Below are 21,921 nucleotides of genomic sequence, written 5' to 3' on the forward strand. Positions count from 1 at the left end.
GTTGGATATTCCCGCTAGCTCGCGCCGCGCCCGCCCGCCTGCCCGAACACGCGGCGATAACGCGCGATCTCGGCGGCATCGCCGGTGGCTTTGGCGGGATTGTCGGACAGCTTGACCGCCGGGCGGCCGTTCGCCTCGATCACCTTGACGACGAGGGACATGGGATCGAGCCCGGTCGTACCACCGGGTGCGCATCCTTCGAAATCGTTGGTCAGGTTCGTCCCCCAACCGAAGCTCATGCGCACCCGCCCGTGAAAGTGGCGGTAGGTCGCCTCGATCGACTCCACGTCCATACCATCGGAAAAGATCAGCAGCTTGCCCTGCGGGTCGCGGCCCCGTTGCTGCCACCAGCGGATGATCTGCTCCCCCGCCTCGATTGGTGGCGCGCTGTCTGGCCTAAAGCCGGTCCAGTCCGCGAGCCAGTCCGGCGCTCCGGCGAGAAAAGCCTTCGTCCCGAATGCGTCGGGCAGCGCGATCAGCAGATTGCCCGCATAGTGCCGGCGCCAGTCCTCCAGCACGCGGTACGGCGCAGCGCGCAACGCCTCGTCCGTATCGGCGAGCGCCGCCAGCACCATCGGAAGTTCGTGCGCATTGGTGCCGATCGCTTCCAGATCGCTGTCCATCGCGAGCAGCACATTGGACGTCCCGATGAACCGGTCGCCCAGCCCTTCCTTCAACGCCTCGACGCACCAGCGCTGCCACAGGAAGCCGTGCCGTCGCCGAGTGCCGAAATCCGACAGAGCGAGATCGGGCAAGGCGCGAAGCCGTTCGACCTTGTCCCATAATTTCGACTTCGCCCGCGCGTATAGAATGTCGAGCGTGAAGCGGCCCATATCCCGCATCGCAGCGCGCGAACGAAGCTCGTTGATCACGCTCAGCGCCGGGATTTCCCACATCGTGGTCATCATCCAGGGTCCGGCGAAGCGCAGGTCGAACTGCCCGTCGACCCGGCGCAACTCATATTCGGGCAGCTGGAAATCCGCGAGCCATTCGAGGAAGTCCGGCGCGAACATCCGCTCCTGCCCGGCAAAGCTGTTGCCCGCGAGCCAGATCAATTCCTTCTTGGTAAAACGCACCGTCCGCGCGTGATCCAGTTGCGCCCGCAACTCATCCTCGTCGATCGTATCGGCCAGCCGGATGTGCGTGCTGCGGTTGATCAGCCCGAACGTCGCCTGAACCTGCGGGTACAGATGCCGGATCATCTGCAACATCAGCAGCTTGTAGAAATCGGTATCCAGCAGACTGCGGACGATCGGATCGAGCCGGAAATTGTGGTTGTACGTGCGCGTGGCGATGTCGGTGACGGTCATCGTGCCTTACTGCGGCAGCAGGCGGGGGAATTCGACCGGCAATTCGCGCGCGAGAAATCCGATCGGCCCGCTCATCGTCGCGACGCGCCGGCCGCTTTGGCCGTGGAGCCACACGCCCCATCCCGCGGCGACCCGTGGCGAGGCGCCGCGCGCTACCAGCCCGGCGATCGCACCCGCCAGCACATCGCCCGATCCGCCGGTCGCCAGCCCCGTTCCACCCCCGCCATAGTGCAACATCGCGCCATCGGGGCCGGCGATCACCGTGCTGCTTCCCTTCAGCACGACGATCGCGCCGAACCGCGCCGCGGCATCGCACGCGAACCGTTCGGGATTATCGGCGACCGCATCCTCCTCGCATCCGGCCAGAACCGCCATCTCGCCATAATGCGGGGTAAGGATTAGTCTTCCGCTCAGCGCTGCTGCCTGGGACTCGAGATCGCGCAACGCCCCGATCGGCATCGCATCGACGACGAGGATCATCTCGCCCGGATCGGCCGAGATCACCTGACCGAGCAACCGGGCGGCCACCTCCGGACGGGCGATGCCGGGGCCAAGCACGACCGTATCGCATCGGGCCATCGCCTGCTCCACGATCGGCCCCGCCCCCTCCCCAATCTCGCGATCATCGTCTTCCGGCAGCGCGATCGCGGCGGCTTCGGGCACGAACAGGCCGAGCATGGTCGCCGCCGACGCGATCGTCGCCATCTGGAGCTTTCCCGCGCCGACCCGCAACGCCGCCTCACCGGTCAAGCGGATGGCGCCCGGCACGCGGCCGGATCCGCCGATCGCCAGCACCCGACCCCGGCTGTTCTTCGTCGTGCCGCCGCCATGAACGGGCAATGGATTGGCGGCGATCCACGCGCTGTCGACTGGGGTCGCGCCGTAGCTCATCCGCGCACCGCCCCCGTGGCATCCGGCGTCGCGGTGACGATCGACGGACTGCGTTCCTCGAGATGCGAGACATCGTTGTAGTGGACCAGCGCCAGACCGCCTTCCGTGCCCATCGCGGGATCGAAGCGATATTCGGTGACCGCGCAATTGCCGACCTCCGCCTCCCGGTCGATCGCCAGAATCGTGGCCTCGTCCATATTCTCGATAATGTAGCGCAGGCACAGCACGACGACCTGATGCGCGACGATCATGACCCTGCGTTCGGCATAATGCAGCGCGATCGTGTCCATCAGCGACCGGAGCCGGAAGATGACATCGCACCAGCTCTCGCCACCCGGCGGGCGGTGATAGAATTTGCCGAGGATGCGGCGGAATTCCGCCTGATCGGGAAAGACGGACGCGATCCCACCCGTCGTCAGCCCGTCCAATATGCCGAATTCCTTCTCGCGCAGGCGCTCGTCGACCGCGACCGGCCCGTCCAGCGATCCGCCTCCGCAGTCCAGGAACAGCTGCGCCGTGCGTTGCGCGCGCAGATAGGGCGAGGCGAGGATCACGTCCGGGCGCTGTTCCGCCGGGCGATCGGCGAACCACCGCCCCATCGTCCGCGCCTGCGTTTCGCCCAGCGGGGAAAGCGGGACATCGACATCGCGCATCGTCAGTTCGATCCGCTGCGCCCCGCGCGCATGCGCTTCGTCCCGCGCGATATTGCCGGTGCTCTCGCCGTGGCGGACGATCCAGAGCGTGGCGGGCCAGCGCGGCGACGCCATCAACGCTGCCTGCCGCATTGGATGAGTACACCGCGTTCGATTTGGTCCGGTCGATCGATCATCAAGGTTCCCGCATAGTCGAGGACAGAGCGCACGACCGCCCAGCCTGTTCCGGGCGATATTCATTGATCGAGGTTATTTGCTTTGCAAACAACGCGTTAAGCCGCGGAACGGGTCGCCGTCGGGCGGGTTGATCGCCGTGAAATGGAGGTAGTCATGGCAATCAAGGGCGCAGGCGGCAATCCCGGAGCGATCACCAAAAAGGGCGGCGACGACGCGAAAGGCAGCACCGGCACCGGGCGCGGCGGCGGCACCAGCGGCGGAGGCACAACGGCACGCGGCGCAAAGAAGAACCCGCAGGACAATGCCAAGAATGAAGAGGGACAGGCCGGCTGATCGCATACCGGCCCCCCGTCATTTGAGCTTGCCGCGGACCAGATCGGCCAGATCCGCGTCTGCGACCGTCGTCACCCCGTCCCGGATGATTACGGCGAGCCGATCGTCCTGCCATATCTCGACCGCCGCGCCCGGATCGATCCGCGGCATGCGCGCCGCCGCTTCCCGGTCGGACGCGGCCAAGAACAGGAACGTGGCGAGCGGTGCGGCCGGATTGTCGGGAAATATCGTCGCCTGGTACAGTGGCATGGTTTGCACTGGCCGCCAGCGTTCGCCGCAGGTCCGGCAGCGTTCAGGCCAGAGCCGCCTCGAACTCCGCCGGGGCCGGCAGTGCCCAACTGGCCGCCAGCCGCCGGTATGTCGCGAGTGCCTGACCGACGACCCGATCCCTATCGTGGTGAAGATCCGCGGCGGGCCGACCGACGAACGTCACGCCGGATTCTGCCAGCGCGAGTGCTTCGTATCGCTTGAACAAGGCCAGCTCCCCGGCGGGCGGACTGTCGATGGCACGAGAGGACTGGTCCTGCAGCCGCCCGTGACAATGATCGAAATAGTCGTCGATCGGCCCGGTGAAGACGAGGTGATCGTGCGGATAGGCCGACCGCGCATCCTTATACTCGACGCCCAGCAGAAGATCGATTCCGGGATGGTCGAGCAAGTTGTCAGCATTGTCCGCGACGTGCGGGCGGCGATCGACCACAAGCACCGACTTGCCGGATTGCGACGCCAGCCGCTCCGCCATCACCGCGCCCGCGATGCCCGCGCCCACGACCATCACGTCGTAGCGCGCGGGGGGTTCGGACGGACCGCGCGTCGGCGAGACGATCGGTTGCACGCGTCGCTTTTCGCGGAGGAATTCCTCAATCCGGGCCGCGATCAGCCCATATGCTGTATCCCAACCAGCTTCCGATGCAGGCGCGGTTTTCCCGGCCTCGCCGTCGGTGAGGATCTGGTCCGCACGCGTCGATACCCGCGCCTCGACGGCTTCCAGATGCGGTCGATCGGCGGGATCGTCCAGCCGATCATAGACGATGCAGGCTGGCCGGACGTGATCCGAAAAAGCGAGCATCGCCGGATCGCAATACCAGTGGATGACCGGACCGGCGATCTCGCTCGTCAGCCGATCCAGCAGGCGGGCAAGCGTCTGCGCGTCGCCGGCAAGATCGTCTTCCTCGCGCAGTTGCGGGACGACGATGTGTACCCCGCTTTCGGCATCCGTCGCGATGTCCAGCCGCGCCGCGTCCAGCCCCGCCACGATGCGCGGCTCCTCCCAGAAATAGACCGGCAGGGCCCCCGCCGACCGACGCATCATCTGTTGCGGCCGATCGGCGCCGGACGCCCATCGCAGATAGCTGAAACAGATGACCGCGCCGCCGTCGGGCGAATTGATCGAGATGAAGGAAGCGCCGGTCGGGGTGTGCTGCATGGGGTCCAGCCTTGGTGATGGATCATCAATCAACCTGCCCCCGGCCCGGCGGTTCCTGGCTAAACCATTGATCTTAAACTAGATTGTACAGTTTTCCTGCAACCTGCCGACGCGCTGCCGGTTCTTCGGGCGGGGCCGGACTCGTGCCCGTGGGACGGAGACTGCGCGATGGAATTGTGGGGCGGGATCGAATGCACCGTCAATCGCGTCGGCAACCGATGGAACGATCAACTGGCCTTGACCGGGCATCGCACCCGGATGTCCGATCTGGATGCCATCCTGTCGCTGGGTCTGACCGCGCTGCGCTATCCCATCCTGTGGGAGGACGTCGCGCCGGAGCATTCCGACCGTCGCGACTGGTCCTGGGTCGATCCGCGGCTGGACCGGCTGAGGACGAGCGGATGCCGCGTCATCGCCGGGCTGGTGCATCATGGCAGCGGGCCGCACTATACCGACCTGCTCGATCCTGGCTTCCCCATCGGACTTGCGGACCACGCACGCGCCGTGGCCGAGCGGTTCGACTGGATCGAGGAATGGACCCCCGTCAACGAACCCGTCACCACCGCACGCTTCTCCGCGCTCTATGGCCTATGGTATCCGCACGCCCGCGAAGAAGCAGCATTCTGGGCGGCGTTGCTCAACCAGATCGACGCCACCCGGCTGGCGATGCGGCAGGTCCGCCGGATCAATCCCCACGCGCGGCTTATCCAGACCGACGATCTCGGGCGCAGCTACGCCACCGCGCCGCTGCGGCAACAGGCCGGGTTCGACAATATGCGGCGCTGGGCCGGCTGGGACCTGTTGTGCGGACAGGTCACGCCGCACCATCCCTTGTTCGATCGCATCGCCGCATTCGGGCTCTCGGATCGACTGCGGGCGATCGCCGACGATCCGTGTCCGCCGGACATCATCGCCGTGAACCACTATCTGACCAGCGATCGTTTCCTGGATCATCGCACCGAACTGTATCCCGCGATCGAGCCGGGCGGAAATGGCCAGATGCGCTACGTGGACGTGGAGGCGATCCGGGTGTTGCAGCCCGCGCCCCAGGGCCTCGAGGGCGCCCTGCGCGAGGCGTGGGACCGCTACCATATCCCGATCGCGGTGACGGAGGTGCATAATGGCTGCACGCGCGACGAACAGATACGCTGGATGGCGCGCGCTTGGTCGATCGCCCGGCGGTTGGAACGGGACGACGTGGACGTCCGCGCGGTGACCAGTTGGGCGCTGTTCGGCAATGACGGTTGGAACACGCTGCTGACTGCGCCGGGCGTGTACGAGCCCGGCGCATTCGACGTCCGCGGGAGGGACGTTCGTCCTACCGCGCTGGCGGGTGTGCTGCGCGATCTGTCCACCGGGCGCGAACCACATCCGGTGGCCGCCCAACCCGGCTGGTGGGAACGGCCGATCCGCCTGCTTCACGCGCCCGTCGCCCGGCCCGCCTCCGCGCGCGCGCATCGGCCCGTGCCGACGCCGGCGGCCGCACCGATCCTCATCGCCGGTGCAACGGGCACGTTGGGGCAGGCGCTGGAAAGGGCCTGCCGTCACCGCGGCCTCGATTGCGTGCTGACCGATCGCACCGGGCTGTCGCTGGACGATCCCGCGAGCATCCGCCGGGCGCTGGACGCGCACCGGCCGTGGCTGGCGATCAATGCGGCGGGGTGGGTTCGCGTGGACGACGCAGAAACTGCCGAGGATGCATGCTTCGCGGCCAATGCCGTTGGAGCGACGAACTTCGCACGCGCCTGCGATGCGGCTGGTATTCCCAGCGTGAACTTTTCCACCGATCTGGTGTTCGACGGCACCGATCCGGATGCGTATGACGAGGCGTCCGCACCGAACCCGCTCAGCGCCTATGGCCGCAGCAAGGCCGCTGCGGAGCGTGACATCACGGCCTTGCCCGGTCGCCACCTGATCGTTCGCACCGCAGCGTTCTTCTCGCCGTTCGACCCGCACAATTTCGCCTGGGCGGTGGCGGACACGCTCCGGCGCGGCGAGCCATTCCACGCGGCGTCGGATCATTTCGTTTCCCCGACCTACGTCCCGCATCTGGCTGACGCCGTGCTCGACCTCGCGATCGATGGAGAACGTGGCATGTGGCACCTGACCAACAATACGGGGATCAGCTGGAGCGATTTCGCGACGCGCATCGCGGCAGCCTGTGCGCTGGATACGGCATTGATCGTCCCAGTGCCCGGCGACGAACTCTGCTGGACCGCCCGCCGCCCCGTCGATGCAACGCTCGTCAGCCGTCGAGGCGCGCTATTGCCCTCGCTTGACCACGCGATCGCCTGCTTCGCCGGCGCCATGGGGGAGATACGCGATCGTCAGCGCGCCGCTTGAGCAGCACGCCGCCAAGATTAATCGGCCCCGCGATCAGTCTCCACGCGCCTTCGTCGCGAATTCGTTCAACTGCTTCAGCGTCTCGTCGAACCGCCCTTCCGCCTCTGCGCGACGCAGGAAGCCGACGCGTTCGACCAGGATTTCGGCCGGGGTCGGCGTCTGCGAGAACAAGGCCATCACTTCATCGGCGAAGTCGTCCAGCGGCTGATATCCGGGGCGGCTTTCCTGCCCCGGCGTCAGGCCGGTCTGGACCGCCGGCGGGGCAAGCTCGATCACCTCGACCCGGTCCTTCAACACTTCGCGCAACGAGATCGTGTAAGAATGGATCGCCGCCTTGGTCGCGTTATAGGTCGGCGTGGCAGTCATCGGCACGAAGGCGAGACCGGACGTCACGTTGACGATCGCCGCGTTGGGCTGCGTCGCGAGGTGCTCGATCAGCGCATTGGTCAACCGGATCGGGCCGAGCAGGTTGGTGGTGATCGTCGCCTCGGCATCGTTCAGGTCGCGGCGCGCGTCCAGACGTTCGAACCGCATGATGCCGGCATTGTTGATCAGGATGTTGACCGCCGGATGCTCCGCCAGCAAGCGCCGGGCGAAATCCTCGACACCGGCGGCGCTTTCGACGTCAAGTTCTATCGCATGCATGTTCTCGCGGCCAGCGATCGCGTGATCTAGCGCGTCGCGGCGACGGCCGGCCACGATCACGGTGTTGCCCGCATCGTGGAACCGGTGCGCCAGCGCTTCGCCGATGCCCGAACCGCCGCCCGTGATCAGGATGGTATTGCCGCTGGTCTTCACCCGGTCCGCTCCTCGAAAAGCCAAGACGCGGTATTTAGGACGAAAGGCCCCCAGCGAAAGACGCCGCCGGCTTTATTCCGGCCGGACCGCGCCGCCGCCGCCTTCAGTCGCGGAAGGAAGGATCGATCCGGTCGAGCTTTCGCAACAGCGCCGGCCAGGCGAGCCCGTTCGCAAGCATTCCGACACCCTGGCCCGACTGGCTCTTGACCTTTTCCGCCACGCCCTGCGGCGGGTTGTTCAGTCCATCCCGGCCTGCGCTCAGCATCAATACCTGCGCCTCGCACGCGCGTTCCAGAAAATACATTCGCAGGAACGCCTCCGCCACCGTCGCGCCGACGGTCAGCGTGCCGTGGTTCCGCAGGATCATCGCGTTCTTCGTACCCAGATCCTCGACCAGCCGTTCGCGTTCCTCCAGATCCGTCGCGATACCTTCGAAGTCGTGATAGGCGATGTCGTGATGCGCGATCATCGCGGTCTGCGTGTGCGGCATCAGTCCTTCCGCCATCGCCGACACCGCCTGCCCGTAAGGCGTGTGCAGGTGAAGCACGGCCACCGCATCCTCGCGCGCATTGTGGATCGCGGAATGGATCACGAACCCGGCGCGGTTCACCGGCGCGGGCGTATCCATTACCTTGTTACCATCGACGTCGATCTTGACGAGGCTCGACGCGGTGATCTCCTCGAACATCTGCGTGTACGGGTTGATCAGGAAGTGATGCTCCGGCCCCGGCACCCGCGCGGACAGATGGGTGAAGATCAGATCGTCCCAGCCGTACAGCGCGACCAACCGGTACGCGGCGGCGAGATCGACGCGCAGCGCCCACTCCGCGGCCGATACTTGATCCCGGATCGTGTCCGCCATCTTCAATGCCGTCGCCATGTCATCTCTCCTGCTTTGGGCGAAGGATAGGCCGGTTCGAAGCCGACTTTGTCGCATGCTTGACAATTCGGTCGATAAATCGACACTCCCGACATGATGCAGATCGACGCAAAGATGCTCGACCGCGATCCCTGGTTCGGGGCGATCCCGCCGGAGCGGCGGACCGCCTTGCTTGCGGAGGGGCGCGTCCGCGCCGTGACCACGGGCGGATCCGTCTACGGCATCGGCGATCCACCGAACGGCTTATGGTGCGTGCTCGAGGGGCAGGTGCGGTTGAAAGGCTATTCGGCGAACGGGGTCGAGATGCTCGTCCTCGTGCTGCGCCCGGGCAAGTGGTTCGGCGAATTGTCGACGCTGGACGGTGGGCCGCGCCCGCACGACGCGCTGGCATTCGGCGACACACGATTGCTTCACATCGCCATGCCGGCATTCGGGCGCGCGGTCGATCTCCAGCCGATGCTGTACCGCGATCTCGGGCTGCTCGTCTGCGCGCATCAGCGCAGCGCGCTTGATTTCCTCGGGCAGAGCGTGTCCCAATCGGTTCGCGTCCGCCTTGCGAGTTCGCTCGCGCATTCGACGATCGGTGCAGACGGATATCTGCAGGTGCGGCAGGACGAACTCGCAGCTTTGGTCGGCGTGTCGCGGCAATCGGTCAATCGCCACCTCCGACTGTTCGAACAGGCGGGGCTGATCGCGCTCGGATACAGGGAAATCCGCGTTCGCGACGCGGCGGGGCTGCTGGCGATCGCCGCGGAATAGGGCTTTCAGGTCCCGCATTGCTTCAGACGCCCAGCTTGGCCTTTACGGCATTCCGGACCGTTGCGAGCATCGCCTCCGCCTTCGCATCGTCCGGCTGGATGCGCGACAGGACGACCGCGCCGACCATCTCGGCGATCGCCGCGTCGGCCATGCTTTCCGCATCGTCCCGGCCCATGCGCTGGAGCAACGACGCGACGGCGCCCGTCAGCCGGTCGACCGCCAGCACGAACCGCTCGCGCGCGGCATCGGGCAAGCGCGGCACCTGCCCGGCGAGCGCGGGGATCGGGCATCCGGTGTGCAGGGCCGCACGGTGCCCCATGGACACATAGTGATCGACGAACCGCGCGAGTGCGACGTGCGGTTCGGTGTCCGACAATCCTTCGAAGAACGCGGTGTAGCGATCCTCGAACATATAGCTCACCGCCTGCGCGACGAGATCGTCCTTCGACCTGAAATGCGCGTAGAATCCGCCGTGGGTGAGGCCCGCCGCGCCCATGACCTGCGCGACGCCGATCCGCTCGACCCCGTCGCGGCGGATCGCCTTTGCCGCTTCCCGCAACACCCGCTCGCGCGTTTCCGCCTTGTGTTCGCTGCCATATCGCATCGCCGTTACATGTGCCCCCGGATGCGGTTGCCAAGGCGGAAGACGCCTCCGCACGCCATCCCCCGCCCAGCGCGCGATAGGCGGCGACCGCTGCGCGCGCTTCGTCTCCGCGGACGGCAGCCAGCCGATCGGATGCGCCGAGCAGTTCGCGGTCCGCGTCCGTCACGTCGATCAGTCCGGTCACGCCGCCGACATAGGCCCGCTGCGCCTGCGTGCGCGACAGCGTGAGCGCCGCCACCTGCCGCTCCAGCGCGACCCGTTCGGCATAAGCCTCGGCCAGTCGCGACAGCGCGGTCTCCACATCCTCGGCCGCCCGCAGCACGGTACCGCGCCAGGCCGCCAGCGACTCCGCCTGCGTCCCCCTCGCCGCGGCGACTTCGGCGTCGACGCGGCCGAAATCGAACAAGCGCCAGCGCAGCCCTGCCCCGCCCGACGCCTCCACCGCACCACCGGTGAACAGCCGGCTGGTTCCCAGGCTCGCGACGCCGAGCAGTCCGGACAGCGAAAGATGCGGATAATAGTCCGCCACCGCCTGCCCGATCCGTGCCGTGTTCGCCGCCACCCGCCGCTCCGCCGCGACGATGTCCGGGCGACGACGCAGCAGGTCCCCCGGCGCGGTGCTGCCCGCCGGGACCGGCGCCGCGGGGATTGGCGCGGTGCCGGTCAGCAGCGCGCGATTGGCGCCGGGTTGTTCGCCAACCAGCACGTCGATCCGGTTGAGTTGCGCCGCGATCCCCGCCCGCAGCGGCGCGGCGCCCCCACGTACCCCCTCAAGCGTGGCGCGCGCGCGGTTCAGTTCCAGTTCGGCGGCGATCCCCGCATCGAAACGCTGCCGGACCAGATCGACCAGTTGCTCCTGCTTGCGCGTCTGCCCTTCTGCCACCGCCAACCGCGCCTGCAACGCCCGCAGCATCAGATACGCATCCGCGGTTTCCGCCGCGACCGCGACGCCGATCGCGCCGGCGTCCGCCTCGCTCGCGGCGAGATCGGCACGCGCCGCCTCGCGCACGCGCCGCGCGCCGCCGAACAGGTCGATCTCCCACGATGCACGCGCCCCGACATCATATTGCGTATAGCCGCGAGGCACGCCCAGTGCCGTGGTCACGCGACCGACCGGCGTCTCGCGCGACTGGCTGACCGTCTGGACCCCGCCCGATCCGTCCAGCACCGGCAGCAGGTCCGCCCCCGCCCCGCGCGCCAGCGCCCGCGACCGGTCGATCCGCGCGCGCGCCTGTGCCAGATCGGTATTCGACACCCGCGCCCGTTGCACCAGCGACATCAGCACGGGATCGCCGAAGCCGGCCCACCAGTCCGCATCGATCGCCGCGGCATCGATCGCCGACGCACCGATGAACGCCGGGGTCAGCGGCAGCGACGGGCGGACATGATCCGGCCCGACCGTACATCCGGCGAGTGCAGTGGTGGCGATGAGTAACGTGAGGCGCATGGCGCTTCCTTCAATGGGCATCGGCGGGGGAAACCGGCGCTTCGTTGGGCAGCGCCTTGCAGAACGGGACCATCACGAGCGCCGCGACGAACATCCACGCCATCAACCGGAACACGTCGTCGAACGCGATCGTCAGCGCCTCGCGCCCGACGATTCGGGCGATGCCGGCCTGTGCGAGCAACAGCGCGTGATCGGGATCGGGCGTGATCGCGCCGAAACGCTGCGCCAGCGCGGCGATCGCATCCTGCGCGCCACGCCCGCCCGAACCCAGTGCCTCGCCGAAGCGCGCCGCCTGGATCCGCGCATTGTCGCCGAGCCACGTATTGACCGTCGCGATGCCGATCGCGCCGCCCAAATTGCGCATCAGGTTGAACAATCCGGATGCCGATCGCAGTTCCGGCCCCTGAAAAGCGGACAGCGCCATGTTCACCGCGGGCACGATGCACAACATCACGAACAGCCCGCGCACCAGTTGCGGCACCAACAGTTCGTCGAACCCCCAGTTCGATCCCAGGAACGACGTCAGCCACAGGCTGAATGCGAACCCGACCAGGCCGACCGCGATGACGATCCGCCGGTCGATCCGGTTCGACGCCCAGGCGGCGATGACGGTGCTGACCAGCTGCCCCGCGCCCACCACGAACACCGTCGTGCCGATCTCCAGGCTGTCGAACCCGCGCACCCGGCCGAGGAAGACGGGCACCAGATAGGTCGATGCATAGATGCCGAACCCGATCACCAGGTTGAACAGGCAGGCAAAGGCGAAGGTGCGGTTGCGGAACGGTGACAATCGCACGATCGGATTCCGCGAATAGAAGGAGCGTTCGAGGAACAGCCCGAACGCCACCAGCGCGATCCACGCCACCATCACGATGTGCGGGTCGCCGAACCAGTCCTTCCTCGGCCCCTCCTCCAGCACATATTGCAGCCCGCCCAGCGCGACCGCCATCGCGACGAGATGCGACCAGTCGATCCGCGCGAACATGCTGCGATCGCCGCGGTCGATATCCACCACCATGATCGTCAGCACGGTGACGGCGATGCCCGGCGCGACGTTGATGAAGAATATCCAGCGCCAGCCGATCGTATCGGTGATGATCCCGCCGACAGTGGGCCCCAAAGTCGGCGCGAGCACCGAGACCATGCCGAGGATCGCGGGGATCAGGGCGCGCTGTTTTCCCTCGAAGATAGTGAAGCCGACTGCGAAGACGCTGGGCACCATCGCGCCGCCGACGAAGCCTTGTATCGCGCGAAAGGCGATCATCGATTCGATGTTCCAGGCGAGACCACAGGCGATGCTCGATACCGTGAACAAGGCGGCGGACGCGGCGAACAGCCACCGCGTCGACATCGCCTGCGCAAGGAATGCCGAGAACGGGATCATCACCAGTTCGGCCATCAGATAGGCGGTCTGCACCCAGCTGATCTCGTCCGGCCCGGCGGACAGACCCGCCTGCACGTCGTTCAGCGATGCGGCGACGATCTGGATATCGATCAATGCCATGAACTGGCCGAACGCGAGCACGCCGAAGATCAGATACTTGCGCGACAGTGGCAAGGCCAACGGGTTGGGCGGCATGTGCGCGGCGGTGCTGATCATACTTGCCCTTGCAGGATTACGATCATAATATTACGGTCATCATATGAAATGCGCAAGGGGCCGGATATGGATGCTGTGACGACGGAAATGCCGGCCGGTGCGCGCCCATCGCGCCTCGCGTCGCCGCGCACGCTGGCTGCGTCCGGCGTCGCGATCCTCGTCGCGGTCGGCGGCGCACTGTGGTTCACTGCCGCCCCAAGCAGCGAGACGACCGACGATGCCTATGTCGCGGCCGATGCCACATCGGTCGCCCCGAAAATCCGCGGGCTCGTCGCCGAAGTGTTCGTCCGGGACAATCAGCTCGTGAAGGCGGGACAGAAGATCGCACGGATCGACCCCGAGGAATTCGACGCGCGCGTCCAGCAATCCGAAGCGGCGATCGCCGATGCCGAGGCTGGCGTCGCCGCCGCGCGTGCCGCTCTCGTCAGCCTGGATGCGGAGCAACGGCTCGCCACGGCGCAGACCGCCGCCGCCCGCACCGCGATACGATCGGCCGATGCGCAGTCCGTCCGCGCCGTCGCCGATCGCCGTCGCTTCGATGCACTGGTCGCAGGGGGTGCGGTTGCCCGCCGCGATGCCGATACCTATGCCGCCGCGGCCGTCACCGCCGAACAGGATGCGGCGCGCGCACGGGCGTTGCTCGCGGTCTCGGGCGAGACGGCGGGGGTCACGCGCGCGAAGCGGGCCGGGCTGCTTGCCGCGGTGCAGACCGCCCAGGCGAAGGTCGCGCAGGCGCGGGCCGCGCACGATCTGGCGGTGCAGGATCGGCGCCATACCGTGATCCTGGCGCCCGTCGCCGGCACGATAGGCAACCGGCAGGTCCGCGTCGGCGACTATGTGCAGCCCGGCACGCGCCTGCTGACGCTGGTCCCGCTGCACGCGCTGTATGTGACCGCGAACTTCAAGGAGACGCAAACCGCACGGATGCGGCCGGGCCAGCCCGTCTCGATCGATGCGGACGCCTTGCCGGGCCGCGAACTTAAGGGCGTCGTCGACAGCCTGGCCCCCCGGTTCGGGATCCAGTTTCTCTTTATTGCCGTTCGAACCGGGCACCGGCAACTTCACCAAGATCGTGCAGCGCGTCGGCGTGCGCATCCGCTTCGATCCGAACCAGCCGGACGTGGACCGCCTTCGTCCCGGCCTGTCCGTCACAGCCCGGGTCGGTCTCGACGGACACTGACCTCTTCTGTCCGGCCGCGAAGACCCGTACCCCTGTGCCAGCCCGCGCGGCGCGGCGGCGGGCGTCGACGCCGCATATGCCTTGCGAAAAGCAGTGACTTGCACCTTCGCCGCCAGGTTCGGCGCCCGAAAATCAGAGAAGTCGGTCCACAAAACCCCGAAAATCGCATTATTCACTATCAAATGCTAATGTATGTTAGAGGACATAAGTTAGGTATAGACACCGCTTTCCTGCCGATTATGACAGCAAAAACAGTCGCATGCCGCCGCTTCCGAGGTCGTGCCGCGGCTGGGCTATTTCAGTTCGGAGCTATGGGTACGACTTGAATCTGTTCGAACGACGGAGGTTCGTCGTGGTGTGATCGTGAAGCAGGTGCCTGCACGACGATCATCGACCGACACAACCGGATCGGACTGATGTTCGGGTCGCGCCCTCTCCCAGGCGAAGGCGGTTGAAGGTAGGATGCGGGACCGGACACATCACATAGATCTCTTGTTGCGCAAGCTGGCGCTGCTCGAACGGCTCGATGATCAGGAACAGGCGGCGATCGCCGGCCTGCCGTTCGAACTCGAAAACGTGCCGGCGCACCGCATGCTGATCCGCGAAGGCAGTCAGGTGACGCATTGCTCGCTGCTCGTCAGGGGCTTTGCCTGCCGCCACAAGATGGCGCGGACGGGCAAGCGTCAGATCGTGGCGTTCCATATGGCCGGCGACATGATGGATCTGCAACACGCGCTGCTGTCGCGCGCGGACCACAATCTGCAGATGATAACGGACGGCACGGTCGGAACGGTTCCGATCAAGGCGATGAAGGCGGTCTGCCGGGACTTTCCCCGGATTGCCGAGGCATTCGCCAAGGACGCGCTGATCGACGCATCGATCTTCCGCGAATGGGTGCTGAACGTCGGCGGCCGCGATGCGAAGACGCGCGTGGCGCACATGCTGTGCGAATTCGTCGCGCGGCGCGAGGCGATGGGCATCTCCCCGGTCGAGGCGATGCGGCTCCCAATGACGCAGGAACAGATCGGCGATGCGACCGGGCTGACGGCGGTCCACGTCAATCGCATGTTGCGGCTGCTGTCCGAAGAAGGCGCCTTCCGGCACGAAGGTCGCGAGTTGGTGATTTCGGACTGGCCGATGTTGAAGGCGGTGGCGGACTTCGACGCTGCCTATCTTCACGGTTTGGCGCACGAGCCCCAGTCTGCGAACGCATTCTGACGTGCCGGTCGGGCACCGCGCTGTAACCGGCATCGCCCCTGCCGCCGCTTGCGGCAGGGGGTAGGCGCATGGCCCGGTTCTACTTTCATCTCGACGAAAACGGATCGATCGTCGAGGATTTCGAAGGCATCGATCTGCCGGACCTCGCCGCCGCACGAGCGTCCGCCCTGCAGGCGGCGCGCGGGATCATGGCCCACGATATCGAACATGGCAGGCTCAGCCTGTCCACCTATATCGCGATCGCGGACGCGGATGGGCGCTATCTGGAACAGTTGGTTTTCAGGGATGCGGTCGTCATAACCGGCATCTCGTAAGACGGACCGGGGTCGTCGGGCGACTGAGTTCGATCGCCGTTCGAACTCTTTCGATAACCTGCGTTAAGCCTCTGTTTTAACTACCTTAAGTCCGGGAACACGGTCACAGAACCGGCGTTGATCGACTCCTGATGGAGTTGCGTTGTGCCTGACACCGATACCCCGCTTTTTGCCGTCGTCACGGGCGGATCGAACGGAATAGGCTATGCGCTTGCGCGTGAACTTCTGGATCACGGCTATGATGTCCTGATCGCGGCGGAGGATGAAGCGCACCTGGCGGACGCGGCGCGCTCTTTGCCCGGGGACAGCGCCGTACAGGTGCTGACGCACGCCGCCGACCTCTCCCGGGAAGACGGCGTCGACAACCTGTACCGCGCGATCGGCGATCGACCGGTCGACGTACTGGCGATCAATGCCGGCGTCGGGCTGGGCGGGGCGTTCATGCAAACCGATCTGCAGGCGGAATTGCGGATGATCGACCTGAACGTGCGCGGCGCGGTACAGCTGGCCAAGCTCGTCGGCCGGGACATGGTCGCGCGCGACAGCGGCCGGATGCTGTTCACCTCCTCGATCGCAGCGACGATGCCTGATCCGTTCGAGGCGGTTTACGGCGCGACCAAGGTCTTCCTGCGCTGGTTCGCCGAGGCGCTGCGCAACGAACTGAAGGATACCGGTGTCGGCGTCACCGTGCTGATGCCGAGCGTCACCGACACGAACTTCTTCCACCGCGCCGACATGGACGACACCCGCGCCGGTACGATGGAGAATAAGGACGATCCCGCCGATGTCGCCCGCGCCGCATTTGCCGCGATGATGGCCGACAAGGACAAGGTGATCCCGTCGCTGAAGAACAAGGCGATGGGGGCGGTCGCCGACCTGCTGCCCGATGCCGTCGCCGCGCAGATCCACCGCGGGCTTTCCGAACCGGGTTCGGGGAAAAGCTGATCGTGTCGAAGGAGCAATCGATGATCTACAAGAAACTCGGACTGGGGCTTGGCGTCTTCTCGATCGCGCTCGGGGTGACTGAACTCCTTGCCGCCAAACGGATCACCAGAGCGCTCGATGCGGACGGACATGAGGGGTTGGTCAGGGGTTTCGGGGCGCGCGAGATCGTCGCCGGGATCGGACTGCTCGGCGCGCCCGCCAATGCCAGCGGGGTTTGGAACCGGGTCGCCGGCGACGCGATGGACCTGACCGCCTTGTCCGCGGCGGCCGCCTCCGCGCCCCGCAACAAGGCCGTGTGGGGGGCACTCGCCTTCGTCGTCGGGGCAGCGGTGCTGGACGTCATCGTCGCGCGCGGGCTGGACCGGACGACGGGAAAGACATTCCCGGTCCGCGAACCTGTCGCGGCGTGATCGGAAGGACCGGGCAATGGACATAGCGACGACCGGCGCGATCGAACGGATCGCACGCGTGCTCGCCGGGCGGCGGCTCAGCGACAATGCGGATGGCGACAATCCGCACGCCGCCGATGCGGTCGATGCGGCATGGCGGAGCTATCGCGACGACGCCATCGCGATCCTGAAGACGTTGCGCGAACCCGATGTGGAGATGGAACGGGTCGGCGACGTCGCGGTGTGGCTGCGCATGATCCAGGCCGCGCTGGACCAGGCGGAGACCGACCCCGGCTAGCCTGCGCGCGCGTTCCGCCGGGCGTTGCCCCCGTTGGCCTCGACCAGATGGGCTTCCAGTTCGGCGGCACGGTGTTCGGCGGTATGTTCGCCGAGCACGCGGCGGCGCCCGGCCGCGCCGATTGCCCCCAGATCGTCGCGCTGCAACGCCGCGATTACCTGTTCCGTCGTGCGCGCCATGACGATCTCGCGATCCGCCGCGAATATCTCGTCCAGTCCGCGCCACACGTCCGAGATGATCGGCGTCGCACAGGCCGCCGCCTCGAACAACCGCACCGACGGCGCCCAGCCGGCCGCGATCATGTCCGCCCGCGTCACGTTCAGCGTGGAGCGCGACGCGGAATAGAACTCGGCATGCTCGGACGGCGGCAGATGCGCGATGCGTTCGACATTGTCCGGCCACGCAATGCCGTCGGGATAAAGCGGCCCCGCGACCACGAAACGGTGGTTGGGCAAGGCGCGCGCAGGCTCCAGCAACAGCGCCTCCAGCGTCGGCTGACGGTCGTCGCTATACGTCCCCAGATACGACAGGTCCCACCGCGCGGCTGCCCCGGTCGGCCGATACCGCGACGGATCCACCGAACAATATAATGGTCGCGCGGCGGGGCATCCGTAGCGATCCTCGATATACTCCAGCGTCGGCCCACCGGTGAAGGACAGATAGACGTCATATCCCGGAATGCACCGCGGCGAGATATATTCGAAATCCCCGCGCGCCAGCTTCGCCAGCGTTACGGGCGTGTCGATGTCGTAGAAGCCGACCACGCCGCGCGCGCGTTCCTGCACGAACGTCCCGATCGCCACGCCGTCCGGCACGTAGGACCCGACGATCACCGCATCGGCATTGGTGATCGCCGCCCCGTATCGCTCCAGGTCCCCGATCTCGCGATAGAATTCCAGCGTGCACCAGTCCGGATCGGTCAGGTCGCGCTGATCGGCATACCAGGGCACGTCGCGTTCGAGGAACAGCACGTCATGCCCGCGCGCCGCAAACGCCTGCAACAGTGCGCGATAGGTCGTCGCATGGCCGTTGCCCCAGGATGAGGACAGGCTGAGCCCCAGCACGACGAGCTTCACGCCGCCACCCGCCGACGCGCCGCCTGTCGTTTGAACAAAGCATCCACCTGCGCCCCGCGCAGCGCATAGGTGTGATCCGCCAGCACGCGCCGCAGCGCCGCCTGGCCGATCGTCCGCGCCCGCTCCGGCGTCAGTGCCGCGAGGTAATCGGCGACGTCCTGCCCGTCCCGCGCGACGAGCACTTCCTCGTCCGGTTTCAGGAACAGCTCGATCCCCTCCCATGCATCGGTGATCAGGCAGGCCGCCGCCCCTGCGGCTTCGAACACGCGCGTCGCGGGTGAGAAGCCGATATGCGCCATCGAGATCCCGCGCGACGTTCAGCACCGCTTTCGGCGTGCAATTGAACGCATTATGTTCGGCCGTATAGACGTGTCCGCGGTGCCGGACATTGGCGGGCATCGCCTTGTCCTCCCACCCGTTGCCGCCGATCAGGAACGACCGTTCGGGCAGCGCGGCGGCGGGGCGCAGGAAGAAGTCCTCCACCCGCGCCTCGCGGTCGGGCAGCCGGTTCCCCAGGAATGCGAGATCGGACTCGAACCGCGGATCGGGCGGCACCGGGAAATGCGTCATGGGGTCAAGCGCATTGTAGATCGGCACGCACTGCGCCGCGCCGAATCCGCGATAGGCATCGACCACGGGCGCGCCGCCACCATAGGTCAGCACCATGTCGATATCGGGCAATGCGCGCAGCACCGGGTGCGACGGATCGCCGCGCATCTCGTCCAGCGTTGCTGCCGCATCCACGTCCCAGAACACGGTGATCGCATGCGGCGCGGCGCGCGCGACGATCCCCGCGATCAGTTCCGCATCGAACACGCCGACGCCGTTCGCCTTGACGACGATGTCCGCCCCCGCCGCCTCGGCCAGCACGCCGCGCATCGCCGCCTCGGTCGCGGGATAGACCACCGATCGCGCATAATCGGGCGGGTCGATATCCCGGTGCTGCTGACGCCCGAACGCATCGGGTTCGTAGAAGGTGATGTCATAGCCCCGCGCCGCAAGATCGCGCAGGATTCCCCGATAATAGGTCGCCGCCCCGTTCCAGTAGGACGATACCAGGCTCGACCCGTAGAAAGCGATCTTCATGCGGCACTCCTTCGCGGCGTGGCGTCCAGCATGGCGACGATGTCGAGCAGTTCGTCCACGCGGTGCGCACAGGTGTGGCGCGCGCGGATCGTCTCCAACCCCGACGCGACGAGAGCGGCTCGCAGATCGGGATCGTCCCGGATCGTGCGCAGCACACTCGCCATCTCTTCGCCGGTTCGCGCGACCAGATAATCCTGCCCCGGCCGGAACAGGCCTTCGCTGTCCGACCACGGTGCCGAGACGAGCGGAATGCCGCAGGCAAGCGCCTCGAACACGCGGATCGTCGGTATGCCCGGCAGGATCGTCGCATAATATCGCCGCGGCACATGCACCGTCGCCATATGCCGTGCGAAGATCGCCGGCGCGTCGGCATTCGGCGCCCAGCCGTGATACCGCGCGCCAAATCGATCCAGCAGCGCCCGCGCGCCCGGCGGATAACGTACGCCGTATATGTCGAGGGGTATGCCGCACGCGGCGGCGGGGGCGAGCAGGAAATCCTCCAGCTCGGCGACCCGCTCGTCATCGCCCCAATTGCCGATCCAGACCAGCCCGTCGCGCGACGATTCATCGGCAGGCGGATGGAACAGCCGCGTGTCCGCCGCCTCGTGCCAGGTCCAGACCCGGTGGCGCCAGCCCCAGCGGCGATATACCTCGGACAGCGCCTCGCCGAACGCCAATATGCCGTCATAGCCGGACAGGTCGAACGCCCGGATCGCCGCCGGATCGCTGACCGCGCGGTGATGCGTGTCGTGGAACAGCAACCTAAACCGCGCGCCGCCGGACCGCAATCGGCCGATCCGTGCGACGAGTGCGGGATCGTTCCATTCGTGCACGATGACCAGATCGGCCTCCGCGACGAGCGCATCGACCGGCCCGTCCGGGTCGAACGGCGTGGACGACAGTTCGGGATAGGCAGCCCGGAACGGCTCCAGCCCCGCCTGCCCCGCATCCGCGATCAGGTTTTCGAGGCTCCAGTTTCCGGCGGGTTCGAACGCCGCGACATCGTGCCCGCGCGCGATCAGGTCGCGCAGCACACCGCGCAGGAAATGCGCGTTGCCGTGGTTCCAGCAGGATCGCAGCGAGTGCGTGAAATACACGATCCTCATGCCGCCGCCCGCCCCGATACCGACCGGACCACCGACGCATAGACCGCGATCATTCCGTCACGCATCGCGGTTGCGGTGAATTGCCGCGAGGCCTTCGCCGCCGCCTCGCCGCGCCGCGCGCGTTCGGCCGGGTCAGCTAGGAGACGCTTGATCGCATCCGCAAACCCTGCGACGTCGCGTGCCGGGACGAAGCATGCGACGTCCCCCCACACTTCGCGAAAGGTGGGGATGTCGGACAGCACCAATGCACACCCAGCCTGCGCCGCTTCCAGGATCGCCAGTCCGAACGGCTCGTACAAGGCCGCGGATACGAAGATCGGGCGTGCCGCGATCCGGTCGTTGAGCGCCGCCGGGTCCAGCGTCCCCAGACACGTCAGATGATCGAACGGCGTACCGTCGCCACCCGGCCCGATCAGCGGCCCGGCCGCGACGATCGGCGCGCCAAGTTCCGCCGCGCGGTCCAGCACGACCAGATTCTTGCCGCGATCCCACAGCCGGCCCGCGGTGAAGGCATGATCGGCACCGGTTTCTGAACGCGTTGCAGGGCGAACCGACGCACGCCCGTTATGCACGACGTGAGGCATGACCGGCAGGCGATGCACGCGCCGCGTCGCCGCCGCAAAGGCGTGGCTCGGCGCGACGACCGTATCCGCGGCGAGCAACCCCGCCTGCGTCAACGCGACCCGCCAGCGGAAATCCGCCGGCATCGGCCCGGTCTCCACGGCATCCCACCACGTCGCGAGGCAGGAATGGGTTGCCGCGACGACTGGCCGGTCGAACGCGACGTCGGCGGCCAACGCGGGCGCGTTCACCTGCACCAGATCGACATCGTGCGACCGGGCGAGCGCTGCGATCCTCTGTCCCGCTGTGGCGATCGAGGCGGCGTCCGGTGCCAGCCAGTCGAGCGGTGCGTCCGTCTCGATCAGCCGGATGGTTTCGATCGCGCCGACCGTGCGCCGCTGCGCATCGCTCGGACCCGGCCCGGTCGTGACGAGAATCGTCTCGATCCCAGCCTCGCCCAGCGCACGGGACAGATCGATCGCATACGTCCAGACGCCGCCGACGGCATCGGTGGACATCAGGATGCG

At 66.9% G+C, this 21,921-nt stretch carries 21 protein-coding genes and 1 pseudogene; 9 read left to right on the forward strand and 13 right to left on the reverse strand.

Annotation, left to right across the window (positions count from 1 at the left end):
• Nucleotides 1–14: 14 nt before the first annotated feature.
• Genes pncB through H5J25_RS14555 form a run of 3 tightly spaced genes read right to left on the reverse strand, consistent with a single transcriptional unit; the run spans nt 15 to nt 2,986 of the window.
• Complete coding sequence (gene pncB, locus H5J25_RS14545; protein WP_202092161.1) at nt 15–1,310, reverse strand: nicotinate phosphoribosyltransferase; 1,296 nt, start codon at nt 1,308–1,310, stop codon at nt 15–17.
• A 6-nt stretch (nt 1,311–1,316) separates the two neighbouring features.
• Complete coding sequence (locus H5J25_RS14550) at nt 1,317–2,201, reverse strand: NAD(P)H-hydrate dehydratase (protein ID WP_202092163.1); 885 nt, start codon at nt 2,199–2,201, stop codon at nt 1,317–1,319.
• Nucleotides 2,198–2,986, reverse strand: coding sequence for a histidine phosphatase family protein (locus tag H5J25_RS14555; RefSeq protein WP_202092165.1), 789 nt, complete (start codon nt 2,984–2,986; stop codon nt 2,198–2,200). The genes H5J25_RS14550 and H5J25_RS14555 overlap by 4 nt, the downstream gene beginning before the upstream one ends.
• Before the next feature lie 198 nt (nt 2,987–3,184).
• Between H5J25_RS14555 and H5J25_RS14560 the strand changes: the two genes are divergently transcribed.
• Nucleotides 3,185–3,364: a hypothetical protein gene (locus H5J25_RS14560; RefSeq protein ID WP_202092166.1), complete on the forward strand. Its 180-nt coding sequence runs from the start codon at nt 3,185–3,187 to the stop codon at nt 3,362–3,364.
• An 18-nt stretch (nt 3,365–3,382) separates the two neighbouring features.
• Here the strand turns inward: H5J25_RS14560 and H5J25_RS14565 are convergent, their stop codons facing one another.
• On the reverse strand, nt 3,383–3,613 hold the full coding sequence (locus H5J25_RS14565) for a hypothetical protein (RefSeq protein ID WP_202092168.1): 231 nt from the start codon (nt 3,611–3,613) through the stop codon (nt 3,383–3,385).
• A 43-nt stretch (nt 3,614–3,656) separates the two neighbouring features.
• A complete protein-coding gene (locus H5J25_RS14570) occupies nt 3,657–4,790 on the reverse strand; it encodes a UDP-galactopyranose mutase (RefSeq protein WP_202092170.1) in 1,134 nt (377 codons plus the stop codon).
• A 168-nt stretch (nt 4,791–4,958) separates the two neighbouring features.
• On the opposite strand from H5J25_RS14570, the gene H5J25_RS14575 reads away from it, so the two are divergent.
• Nucleotides 4,959–7,133 carry a sugar nucleotide-binding protein gene (locus tag H5J25_RS14575; protein ID WP_202092176.1) on the forward strand — a complete coding sequence of 725 codons (2,175 nt, stop codon included), beginning with the start codon at nt 4,959–4,961 and terminating at the stop codon, nt 7,131–7,133.
• Nucleotides 7,134–7,166: 33 nt separating this feature from the next.
• On the opposite strand, the gene H5J25_RS14580 is transcribed toward H5J25_RS14575, so the two are convergent.
• Together H5J25_RS14580 and H5J25_RS14585 are read right to left on the reverse strand one after the other, a co-directional pair.
• Nucleotides 7,167–7,931: an SDR family oxidoreductase gene (locus H5J25_RS14580; protein ID WP_202092178.1), complete on the reverse strand. Its 765-nt coding sequence runs from the start codon at nt 7,929–7,931 to the stop codon at nt 7,167–7,169.
• A 103-nt stretch (nt 7,932–8,034) separates the two neighbouring features.
• Nucleotides 8,035–8,811, reverse strand: a complete 777-nt coding sequence (locus tag H5J25_RS14585; RefSeq protein ID WP_202092180.1) for a class II aldolase/adducin family protein — start codon at nt 8,809–8,811, stop codon at nt 8,035–8,037.
• 96 nt (nt 8,812–8,907) lie between these two features.
• Here H5J25_RS14585 and H5J25_RS14590 point away from each other — a divergent pair, with 96 nt between their 5' ends.
• Nucleotides 8,908–9,570 carry a Crp/Fnr family transcriptional regulator gene (locus H5J25_RS14590; RefSeq protein WP_202092182.1) on the forward strand — a complete coding sequence of 221 codons (663 nt, stop codon included), beginning with the start codon at nt 8,908–8,910 and terminating at the stop codon, nt 9,568–9,570.
• A gap of 22 nt (nt 9,571–9,592) precedes the next feature.
• Here H5J25_RS14590 and H5J25_RS21705 read toward each other — a convergent pair whose 3' ends face one another.
• From H5J25_RS21705 to H5J25_RS14605, 3 genes and pseudogenes are all read right to left on the reverse strand, one after another.
• Complete coding sequence (locus tag H5J25_RS21705; RefSeq protein WP_202096396.1) at nt 9,593–10,174, reverse strand: TetR/AcrR family transcriptional regulator; 582 nt, start codon at nt 10,172–10,174, stop codon at nt 9,593–9,595.
• Nucleotides 10,175–10,244: 70 nt separating this feature from the next.
• Nucleotides 10,245–11,642 (reverse strand): annotated as a pseudogene (locus tag H5J25_RS14600) (efflux transporter outer membrane subunit); the annotation flags it as partial.
• Entirely contained in the window at nt 11,632–13,221 is a 1,590-nt protein-coding gene (locus H5J25_RS14605) for a DHA2 family efflux MFS transporter permease subunit (protein ID WP_202092188.1), read from the reverse strand. The pseudogene H5J25_RS14600 and the gene H5J25_RS14605, both read right to left, overlap by 11 nt.
• Nucleotides 13,222–13,287: 66 nt before the next feature.
• Here H5J25_RS14605 and H5J25_RS14610 point away from each other — a divergent pair, with 66 nt between their 5' ends.
• The 6 genes from H5J25_RS14610 (at nt 13,288) to H5J25_RS14635 (ending at nt 17,565) form a co-directional block, all read left to right on the forward strand.
• Complete coding sequence (locus tag H5J25_RS14610; RefSeq protein WP_225883141.1) at nt 13,288–14,727, forward strand: HlyD family secretion protein; 1,440 nt, start codon at nt 13,288–13,290, stop codon at nt 14,725–14,727.
• A 136-nt stretch (nt 14,728–14,863) separates the two neighbouring features.
• A complete protein-coding gene (locus H5J25_RS14615) occupies nt 14,864–15,619 on the forward strand; it encodes a Crp/Fnr family transcriptional regulator (RefSeq protein ID WP_202092190.1) in 756 nt (251 codons plus the stop codon).
• Nucleotides 15,620–15,687: 68 nt separating this feature from the next.
• A complete protein-coding gene (locus H5J25_RS14620; protein WP_202092191.1) occupies nt 15,688–15,933 on the forward strand; it encodes a DUF6894 family protein in 246 nt (81 codons plus the stop codon).
• A 144-nt stretch (nt 15,934–16,077) separates the two neighbouring features.
• Nucleotides 16,078–16,878, forward strand: a complete 801-nt coding sequence (locus H5J25_RS14625) for an SDR family NAD(P)-dependent oxidoreductase (protein ID WP_202092193.1) — start codon at nt 16,078–16,080, stop codon at nt 16,876–16,878.
• Between the two features lie 20 nt (nt 16,879–16,898).
• On the forward strand, nt 16,899–17,288 hold the full coding sequence (locus H5J25_RS14630) for a hypothetical protein (RefSeq protein ID WP_202092195.1): 390 nt from the start codon (nt 16,899–16,901) through the stop codon (nt 17,286–17,288).
• 16 nt (nt 17,289–17,304) lie between these two features.
• Nucleotides 17,305–17,565, forward strand: coding sequence for a hypothetical protein (locus tag H5J25_RS14635; RefSeq protein ID WP_202092197.1), 261 nt, complete (start codon nt 17,305–17,307; stop codon nt 17,563–17,565).
• On the opposite strand, the gene H5J25_RS21820 is transcribed toward H5J25_RS14635, so the two are convergent.
• The 3 genes from H5J25_RS21820 to H5J25_RS14655 are packed head-to-tail and all read right to left on the reverse strand — an operon-like array spanning nt 17,562 to nt 21,912.
• Complete coding sequence (locus tag H5J25_RS21820; protein ID WP_450097621.1) at nt 17,562–19,727, reverse strand: CgeB family protein; 2,166 nt, start codon at nt 19,725–19,727, stop codon at nt 17,562–17,564. The two genes, H5J25_RS14635 and H5J25_RS21820, sit on opposite strands and share 4 nt — an antisense overlap.
• A complete protein-coding gene (locus H5J25_RS14650; protein WP_202092201.1) occupies nt 19,724–20,833 on the reverse strand; it encodes a CgeB family protein in 1,110 nt (369 codons plus the stop codon). Before H5J25_RS14650 ends, H5J25_RS21820 begins: the two co-directional genes overlap by 4 nt.
• Nucleotides 20,830–21,912, reverse strand: coding sequence for a glycosyltransferase family 4 protein (locus H5J25_RS14655; RefSeq protein WP_202092203.1), 1,083 nt, complete (start codon nt 21,910–21,912; stop codon nt 20,830–20,832). The genes H5J25_RS14650 and H5J25_RS14655 overlap by 4 nt, the downstream gene beginning before the upstream one ends.
• Nucleotides 21,913–21,921: the final 9 nt, after the last annotated feature.

The organism is Sphingomonas aliaeris, from assembly GCF_016743815.1.
Classification (GTDB): domain Bacteria; phylum Pseudomonadota; class Alphaproteobacteria; order Sphingomonadales; family Sphingomonadaceae; genus Sphingomonas; species Sphingomonas aliaeris.

Bases quoted from the DNA above. Each gene is read 5' to 3' on its own strand.
- pncB (WP_202092161.1), bottom strand. From the start codon at position 1,310: ATGACCGTCACCGACATCGCCACGCGCACGTACAACCACAATTTCCGG.
- H5J25_RS14550 (WP_202092163.1), bottom strand. From the start codon at position 2,201: ATGAGCTACGGCGCGACCCCAGTCGACAGCGCGTGGATCGCCGCCAAT.
- H5J25_RS14555 (WP_202092165.1), bottom strand. From the start codon at position 2,986: ATGCGGCAGGCAGCGTTGATGGCGTCGCCGCGCTGGCCCGCCACGCTC.
- H5J25_RS14560 (WP_202092166.1), top strand. From the start codon at position 3,185: ATGGCAATCAAGGGCGCAGGCGGCAATCCCGGAGCGATCACCAAAAAG.
- H5J25_RS14565 (WP_202092168.1), bottom strand. From the start codon at position 3,613: ATGCCACTGTACCAGGCGACGATATTTCCCGACAATCCGGCCGCACCG.
- H5J25_RS14570 (WP_202092170.1), bottom strand. From the start codon at position 4,790: ATGCAGCACACCCCGACCGGCGCTTCCTTCATCTCGATCAATTCGCCC.
- H5J25_RS14575 (WP_202092176.1), top strand. From the start codon at position 4,959: ATGGAATTGTGGGGCGGGATCGAATGCACCGTCAATCGCGTCGGCAAC.
- H5J25_RS14585 (WP_202092180.1), bottom strand. From the start codon at position 8,811: ATGGCGACGGCATTGAAGATGGCGGACACGATCCGGGATCAAGTATCG.
- H5J25_RS14590 (WP_202092182.1), top strand. From the start codon at position 8,908: ATGCAGATCGACGCAAAGATGCTCGACCGCGATCCCTGGTTCGGGGCG.
- H5J25_RS21705 (WP_202096396.1), bottom strand. From the start codon at position 10,174: ATGCGATATGGCAGCGAACACAAGGCGGAAACGCGCGAGCGGGTGTTG.
- H5J25_RS14605 (WP_202092188.1), bottom strand. From the start codon at position 13,221: ATGATCAGCACCGCCGCGCACATGCCGCCCAACCCGTTGGCCTTGCCA.
- H5J25_RS14610 (WP_225883141.1), top strand. From the start codon at position 13,288: ATGGATGCTGTGACGACGGAAATGCCGGCCGGTGCGCGCCCATCGCGC.
- H5J25_RS14615 (WP_202092190.1), top strand. From the start codon at position 14,864: ATGCGGGACCGGACACATCACATAGATCTCTTGTTGCGCAAGCTGGCG.
- H5J25_RS14620 (WP_202092191.1), top strand. From the start codon at position 15,688: ATGGCCCGGTTCTACTTTCATCTCGACGAAAACGGATCGATCGTCGAG.
- H5J25_RS14630 (WP_202092195.1), top strand. From the start codon at position 16,899: ATGATCTACAAGAAACTCGGACTGGGGCTTGGCGTCTTCTCGATCGCG.
- H5J25_RS14635 (WP_202092197.1), top strand. From the start codon at position 17,305: ATGGACATAGCGACGACCGGCGCGATCGAACGGATCGCACGCGTGCTC.
- H5J25_RS21820 (WP_450097621.1), bottom strand. From the start codon at position 19,727: ATGAAGATCGCTTTCTACGGGTCGAGCCTGGTATCGTCCTACTGGAAC.
- H5J25_RS14650 (WP_202092201.1), bottom strand. From the start codon at position 20,833: ATGAGGATCGTGTATTTCACGCACTCGCTGCGATCCTGCTGGAACCAC.
- H5J25_RS14655 (WP_202092203.1), bottom strand. From the start codon at position 21,912: ATGTCCACCGATGCCGTCGGCGGCGTCTGGACGTATGCGATCGATCTG.